We start from the raw sequence: 7,632 nt of genomic DNA, 5'->3' as shown, positions 1-7,632 counted from the left end.
GGGTGCGTGCGCTCGGCGCTTGGCCGCGCCGCGCAGGAGGCGCTGGCAGACGGGCAACCCAAATTCCTCTCGCTGATGCCCGAGGATCTGCTGGTCGGGCGCGGCATCGCGGCGGGCAGCGATGTGGATGGCGTGCACTTCGCGCGCAACGGCTGTCCCAGCAAGGGGTCGATGGATGTCTTCGTCGAGCCGCATCTGCCGCAGCCGGAACTGGTCGTCATAGGCGGCTCGCCAGTTGCGGTGGCGCTGGTTCGCCTTGCGGCAGGCTTTGGTTTCCGCCTGAATGAGCTACCGCTCGCACAGCCGCTCGAGCCTGTGGTTGGGGGCGCGCAACGTTTGGTGGTGGTGGCCACCCAGGGCCGGGGGGATCTCGACGGGTTGCGAGCGGCCCTGTCCGGGGGGGTTGCCTTCGTGGCTTTTGTGGGCTCGCGCCGGAAGTTCGCGGCGCTGTCGGAAAAGCTTCTGGCAGAGGGCGTAGCAGCGCAGGAACTGGCTCAGGTGCGGGCGCCTGCGGGCCTAGATATCCATGCACTGACCCCCGAGGAGATTGCGTTGTCGATCCTTGCCCAGGTGGTGCAGATCCGGCGCAGCGGACAGCGGCACGGGGCTTAGGCATAGTCGGAACGAAAGCCCCGAACGCATGGCGCGCCGGATGGGATACGGCGCTCAAGCGGCTGTAAACAGATCAACGAATTGGTCGCGCAGCGCCTTTTTTCTGAACCTTGCCATTGTATTGCGTGCTAGTTTGGGCAAGATCACAAGTCTGCGCGGGTGCTTGAATCAAGCGAGCGCCGTCCTGTTCTGCGCGCTGATCGCATCCAGATACGGCTGTGCACCCTGCGTAGACACCAGAACCTCGGCCACGGTTTCGCCGAAATCTGGCTGCGGCACGTCGATCACAGCGGATTCAGGCACGCTGGCCTGATCGTCCATCAGCAGCTCGATTGCCTTGGGATAGATGTTGTACCTGTTTGAAATGATCAGGTCCTTGTTTACCCCGAAATCAAGATCTAGCCATCGGCATCAATCTGACCCAATTCCCCGGTGATGAACAAAGAGTTCGCCCGCGATTCTTCGCCAGTCTTTTCGGGCATATTCTAGTAGCCTTTGAAAACATTCGGGCCGCGCATTTCGATCTGGCCGACCTCACTCTGTTACAGGGCGGCGCCGCTGACCGGCGCAGTGATCTTGAGTTGTACGCCGGGCTGCGCAAAGCTCACTGTGTCAGCAGGCCGCTCGCCCTAATATGGGTCGGAGGCGTTCATTTTGGTCTCGGTCATTCCAAAGCGTTCGAGGATTCAATGGCCGGTGCTTTCCTCTAACCTCACATGTGTTTCCGCACGCAGCGGGGCCGATCACGAGATGAACAGGCGCATATGCTGCGTAAGAACGCGGTCAAATCGCGGATCGTGCAGCATGGCGGAGTAGAAGGTGGGCAGGGTTGCTTCTGTGTTGTTATAAATGGTGTGCACTGGGTGTCCCTTTCTACAATAAATCTACAATATATATTACATAACAATAATTATAAGATTACAATATGTAGCTGCGGCACATTCAAAATTGGGTTCCGATAAATCCCCTATCTTGCATGTTGCGCCAAGGTCACTGGCCCCTCTGGGCGATGTTTGCATCGCTTGGCCGAGCCGTGGATGGGCCAGTTCGCTTTTGCATAGGCTGGTGATCGTCTCAGCGAGGGCTTTTTGCGCCTTCAAACACTCCCCCGGACAGTTTGATCTGCTGGCGCGGACCAGCTATGATCGCATAGCAATCCCCCAACACTCCCGAGCGATGGGTCGATGCCAGCTTCGGCAAGACGCCCGGTGGAGCGCATGGACAGATATTGCCCGTCCCGCTGCCCGGCAGTGGTTTGCAAGGCAAACAATGAGAGGCGCGGGCGGGATGGTGCATTGGTCCGCCTTTCTGAACAGGCCGCCGATCGTGCAGGGCCTGTTCCAGAGCATCGAGGACGAAGGCCACATAGACAAAGCCTTGCCAAGTTGAGACAGACGCAAAGCCGCCGACACACAAAAAACACTCCCGCAAAAGAGCTCCGCTGCAGAAGCCCGAGAGAGGCGGTTCACCGTGTCGCGCGGAAAGGGTGCTGACGTATCAGGAACCTTTGTTTTGAACATCTTGCCGCGCAAAGTGCCATGGATGCCGATCTGTTTCATCCGCTGCCCGGCCAAGCGATGTTTACATTGCCGAGAGGGCGGCAAAACAAGCTGACGCCTTGCGCAGAAGCTCATTTGCCTGGCGCAACGCGCGAACCTTACGCTCCAGCACCTCGATCCCGTTCCGTTCCTCAGAGGTCACTCCGTGGCCAAGGTCACTGTGCTTCTTGGTCTGTTTGACCCATTCGCCCAGGGTCTGGGGAATGCAGCCAATCTTGGGTGCACTAGCCGCAAACCGCGCGTCTGCAGTCCATATAAGCCTTGATGCTCGAACACCACCCGGACCGCACGCGCACCGACCTCTGGCGAGTAGCGATTTGCCTTTTGTCATAACCATCACACTTACTTAAGTTGATCGTCTCCAACAGATCCGGGGTGATTGACCTTGACGACCGGCTGGCGGATCACATTAACAAAGCCCTGAGCAAGTGGGATGATCTGCAATAAGGATCGCTTTGCCTTTCTGTTTTGCCTGCAGAATCAGCACTCGGTACATCCTGATGCGGAAATAGGCTGGGATCCGTGGTTCTGAGGCGCTGATGCGTATATTCGTAGGAACCGAAATCGCAGTTGAGGATTGTAGACTCAGGCAAGCCGGAGGAGGCACAAATGTCTGGGATTTATCACAATATCGTTGCCGTGATGCTAGCCGGAGGCCAAGGGTCTCGGCTGTTTGAACTGACTGAAGATATGTGCAAACCGGCCGTTTCAATAGCAGGCGGACGCAGGATCGTGGATTGGACGATGGCCAACCTTGCAGATTGCGCCCCCGCGCACGTCGTTGTTGCGACGCAGTACCGTCCCGACGCGTTGATCAATCATCTGAACACCAGATGGCGCGAAGCATTTGCATCGGGCACGCTGCATATTCGCCATGGCGCCGCTGTGACCGGTCAGCCCGAAGGCTACGTCGGCACCGCCGATGCCGTCACGCGTAATCTGACCGAGATAATGGCAACTATGCCAGATCACGTACTGGTTATGGCCGCCGATCACGTCTACCGGATGGATTACGCCGCAATGATTGCCGCGCACCAAGCGTCGGGTTTACCGGTCACCGTAGCGGTAGACCGTGTGCCGTTGATACAGTCGCGCGCCTTTGGTGTGATTAGCGTCGATGAGACGGGGCGCGTGGTCGAGTTCAACGAAAAGCCGCACCATCCCAAACCAACGGCGACCGATGCTGACCGTGCGCTGGTTAGTATGGGTATCTACGTCTTTGATGCTGGATGGCTGCGCGACACCCTTGTGGCCGACCACGAGGCGCCGATGTCTTCGCATGACTTCGGCCATGACATCCTGCCGACTGCCGTGGCACGCGGTGAGGTGCACGCCTATGATGTCGCTTTGCAGGAACCAAACTTTTTCTGGCGTGACGTGGGCACGCTGGACGCGCTGCGTGAAACCTGTATCGCCATTGCCTCTGGCGCGGTGCCCTGCGTCCGTCCGGGACCGGTCACCTTCGGGCCCGTGACAAGGATCCTGCCCGATGGCACGGTCGTTCTGGCCGGCGGTCGCGTGAAGCGTGGAGCGCAGTTGCGCAATGTTATTGTCGCGCCCGGCGCAGATGTCCCCGCTGAGCTCGTGGTCGGATTCAACCGGTACCAAGATGAGCAGCATTTCCGCGTGACACCGTTAGGGACTGTCCTGATCAGCCCCGCGATGCTCGCTCGTCATGCAGATTATCAGGCACGCGTCAATCTCTTGCGCGCCTGATAGGGCGCGCCACCATAACCCCAAGGTCCAGAGGGCCCATTGCACATGACCCATGTTTCCGCCATCGAAGCCGCCTTTGATCTGTCTCTTGCACGACCTGACACATTGGGTGCAGTTGTGCGGGACGGGGGCGTGAACTTTGCCTTGTTTTCAGACCACGCAACCCAGGTTGATCTCTGCCTCTTTGATGCCGAGGGTAAAAAAGAGATCGCTCGCCGCCCGTTACCGGAGGCCGAGGGCGGTATATGGTACGGCTTTCTGCCGGGTGTCGGGCCCGGACAGGTCTATGGCTACCGCGTGCATGGGCCTTACGAGCCTGAAAATGGCCATCGCTTCAATCCAGCCAAGCTGCTGCTTGACCCCTATGCCCGTCAGTTGCGCGGCGCGATAGAATGGGACGATGCGCTTTTCGGCTATCAAGTGGGCAAAGATGACCTGAGCAAGGATGACCGCGATTCCGCCCCTTTCATGCCCAAGGGAGTGGTGGTCGACAGCAGATTTGACTGGGCCGCGGCGGACCAGCTAAAGCACCGATGGAAGGACACTGTCATAACAGAGGCGCATGTGAGAGGCCTGACCATGCGCCACCCCGGCGTCGCGCGGGCGGATCGCGGAACCTTTGCCGGTCTGGCTTCCAATCCGATCATCGAACACCTGCAGCGCGTTGGAATAAGCGCCATCGAGTTGCTGCCGATCCATGCCTTTGCCAACGACCGGCACCTTATCGAAAAGGGGCTCAACAATTACTGGGGCTACAACACGCTGTCCTTCTTTGCACCCCACGCGCCGTACCTCAAGTCTGGAGAGATTTCCGAGGTAAAGCAGGCCATAGACCGCTTTCACGCTGCGGGAATCGAGGTGATCCTTGACGTGGTCTATAACCACACCTGCGAGGGCAGCGAGTTGGGACCGACACTATCGTTCCGCGGCATCGACAATGCCAGCTATTACCTTTTGGCTGAGGACCCGCGTCATTGTTTTGATACGACGGGCTGTGGCAACACTGTAAATGTGGCTCATCCGATGGTGCTGCGGATGGTTCTGGACAGCCTGCGATACTGGGTAACCGAGATGCACGTGGATGGCTTCCGCTTTGACCTCGCCTCAACCCTAGGGCGCGAATCGACGGGGTATGAACGCGAGGGCGCGTTCTTTGCCGCTATCCGGCAGGACCCAGTGCTATCTGGCGTCAAGCTGATCGCCGAGCCTTGGGACATCGGGGAAGGAGGCTATCAGGTGGGCGGGTTCCCGTGGCCTTTCCGAGAATGGAACGATAAGGCGCGCGATGATCTGCGTGCCTTCTGGCGGCGCGATCCCGGAATGCTGGGCGATCTGGCACAGCGTCTGTCCGGCAGCCCGGTGCAGTTCGACCATTCCCGCCGTCCCGCAACCAGTTCCGTGAACTTCCTTGCCGCGCACGACGGTTTCACCCTCTGGGACACTCTAAGCTATAACGAAAAGCACAACGAGGCGAATGGCGAGGATGGCCGCGATGGTCATGATAACAATCTGTCGCACAATCTGGGCGTCGAGGGGTCGACCGAAGATGATAGCATCCTGACCGCGCGGATGCGTCGGGCCAAGGCGATGCTTGGGACACTGCTCATGTCCCAGGGGGTGCCAATGCTTCTGGCGGGGGACGAGTTCGGCCAGAGTCAGCAGGGAAACAACAACGCCTATTGTCAGGACACTGAAATTGCATGGCTCGACTGGTCACGTGCAAAGGAAGATTTGACCGCAGCAGTATCTGATATGATTGCGCTCAGGCAGTCTCTTGACGGTCTGATCTCGCCAAGATTCATGCTCGGCGATGCCGAAGGACAAGTGCATGGTGCAACTTGGCTGCATCCGTCTGGGCGCGCGATGACCGAAGAGGACTGGAACGACGATGATCAGCTCTGCATGGCAAAATGTGTGGATATCGAGGCCGGAGACACGGTGCTCATCGTGCTGAACGCCGGAGATGATACCGAGCTTGTGCTGCCATCGGGAGACTGGCATCTGCGTCTGGATACCGCCCGCGTAGATATCACCTGTGACGAAGTGGTCTCTGGCAACGCACCCGTCGGCTGGCAATCTGTTCTGGTGTTCACGCGAATAGCTTCTTAGGCTCACAGAAGACTACGCTACAGCCCAGATGAGTTTATTGCATGTCTCGTCCTGGGGCAAAAGGGATCAAGTCATGTCCTGGGGCATCTTCCCATAGACGACCCAGACTGTGAGAAAACGCTTTAACCAGGTAAATATGGGTCGATCATGGCCGATTTCGCTTGATTGAGGATTCCTCGGAACCCACAAAAATGGTATTCCTTGAATGACACACATTCAAGGAATACCCCGCGCACAGACGCTTCTTTTGCCTGCTTGCGTGGACGATTATGTCGGGTCAAATAACGTTGTTCGGTTTATCGACGCATTCGTCGACAGCCTTGATCTTGCGTCAGCAGGCTTCGGCAGAACTCTTCCCAAGGCTACCGGCGGACCGGGATATGATCCAGGCGATCTGCTGAAGCTCTACATTTATGGCTATCTGAACCGGGTTCGTTCCAGCCGCCGTCTGGAAGCGGAAACGCATCGCAATCTGGAAGTGATCTGGTTGATGCGGCTGTTGCAGCCGGACTTCAAAACCATCGCTGACTTCCGACGCGAGAACAAAACCGCCTTTCGGCAGGTCTTCCGTGAGTTTGTGGTTCTCTGCAGTCGCCTTGATCTGTTTGGCCGTAAGCTAATTGCAGTCGATGGCACGCGGCTCAAGGCGGTAAACAGCGGCCAGCGCAACTTCACCAAAGCCAAGTTGGCCAAAGCAATAGCTGACAGTGATAAAAGGCTGGATCGTTACCTCAAGCAACTGGATGACGTCGACAAAGATGACACCATTCCCGCAGCACACGTGGACAACCTGGAAGAGAAGATAGCTGCCATCAAAGAACGGCGCGCCCGTCTTGAGTTGCATCGTGCAGAATTGGACGCCAGCGGCGAGGATCAACTCTCACTGACCGACCCGGATGCCCGTGCGATGCATTCATCAACCCGTATTGGGGTTGGTTACAACATTCAGATCGCCGTCGATACAAAGCACAAGCTGATCGCAGAGCAGCAGGTTCATAACAAAGTTAGTGATTTGGGGTTACTGACAGAAACAGCCAATGCAGCGCGGGAAAATCTGGGCGTTGATCAGATCGATGTCGTTGCTGACCGGGGCTACTACAAGATTGAAGACATCGAAGAGTGTGAGGCCTCTGGTGTGACACCTTATGTTCCAAAGCCGCTGCGAGGCTCCGCCGTCACGAATGGGTTCTTTACAAAAGAGCAGTTCCGTTATGTTGCCGATAAAGACGTTTTGATCTGTCCTGGCGGCGAAACCCTAGAGAAAAAATACTACCACAAAGTTCGTGACATCGACGCCGTCATCTTTGTGAACGCGAAAGCCTGCAAGGCCTGCGACCTGCGGGCGCAATGCACGAATGCTGCCTTTCGAAAGGTCATGCGATACGCAAATGAGGCCATTCTGGATAGGATGGCGGTGCGGCTCGCGGCGACACCTGAAGTTTTGGATCAGCGCCGCGAGAGTGTCGAACACCCGTTTGGTTCGATCAAGCAATGGATGGGGCAAAGAGACTTTCTCACGCGCCGTATTGAGAATGTCAGGGGCGAGTTCAGCCTGACAGCACTGGCCTACAAAATCCGGCCACGCAAAGGCTTCCCGCCGCATCTCGAGCGTGTCGAAGTGGTCATTGAGCCTGAC

The 7,632-nt window shown here is 57.5% G+C and carries 5 protein-coding genes and 1 pseudogene; 4 read left to right on the top strand and 2 right to left on the bottom strand.

The genetic code is table 11. From position 1 onward, the window contains the following. On the top strand, window positions 1-612 hold a 612-nt coding region (locus tag P775_RS21860; RefSeq protein WP_099912973.1), incomplete at its 5' end, for an XdhC family protein. A 168-nt stretch (window positions 613-780) separates the two neighbouring features. Here P775_RS21860 and P775_RS29610 read toward each other — a convergent pair. Together P775_RS29610 and P775_RS29150 are read right to left on the bottom strand one after the other, a co-directional pair. Beyond that, the gene (locus tag P775_RS29610) at window positions 781-933 is read right to left on the bottom strand and encodes a hypothetical protein (RefSeq protein ID WP_180287531.1); all 153 of its coding nucleotides are present in this window, start codon (window positions 931-933) and stop codon (window positions 781-783) included. Between the two features lie 838 nt (window positions 934-1,771). Beyond that, window positions 1,772-2,450: pseudogene (locus tag P775_RS29150) on the bottom strand (transposase); the annotation flags it as partial. A gap of 330 nt (window positions 2,451-2,780) precedes the next feature. Here P775_RS29150 and P775_RS21855 point away from each other — a divergent pair. From P775_RS21855 to P775_RS21845, 3 genes are all read left to right on the top strand, one after another. After that, on the top strand, window positions 2,781-3,887 hold the full coding sequence (locus P775_RS21855; RefSeq protein WP_099912971.1) for a sugar phosphate nucleotidyltransferase: 1,107 nt from the start codon (window positions 2,781-2,783) through the stop codon (window positions 3,885-3,887). Between the two features lie 45 nt (window positions 3,888-3,932). Beyond that, on the top strand, window positions 3,933-5,996 hold the full coding sequence (gene glgX / locus P775_RS21850; RefSeq protein WP_099912970.1) for a glycogen debranching protein GlgX: 2,064 nt from the start codon (window positions 3,933-3,935) through the stop codon (window positions 5,994-5,996). Between the two features lie 205 nt (window positions 5,997-6,201). Further along, window positions 6,202-7,632: IS1182 family transposase (locus P775_RS21845; RefSeq protein ID WP_099912972.1), on the top strand; the 1,431-nt coding region annotated here is incomplete at its 3' end.

The sequence above is a fragment of the Puniceibacterium antarcticum genome (assembly GCF_002760615.1).
GTDB lineage: Bacteria > Pseudomonadota > Alphaproteobacteria > Rhodobacterales > Rhodobacteraceae > Puniceibacterium > Puniceibacterium antarcticum.
Note: the sequence above shows the minus strand (reverse complement) of the source record. Positions and strands in the feature narration are given on the sequence as shown.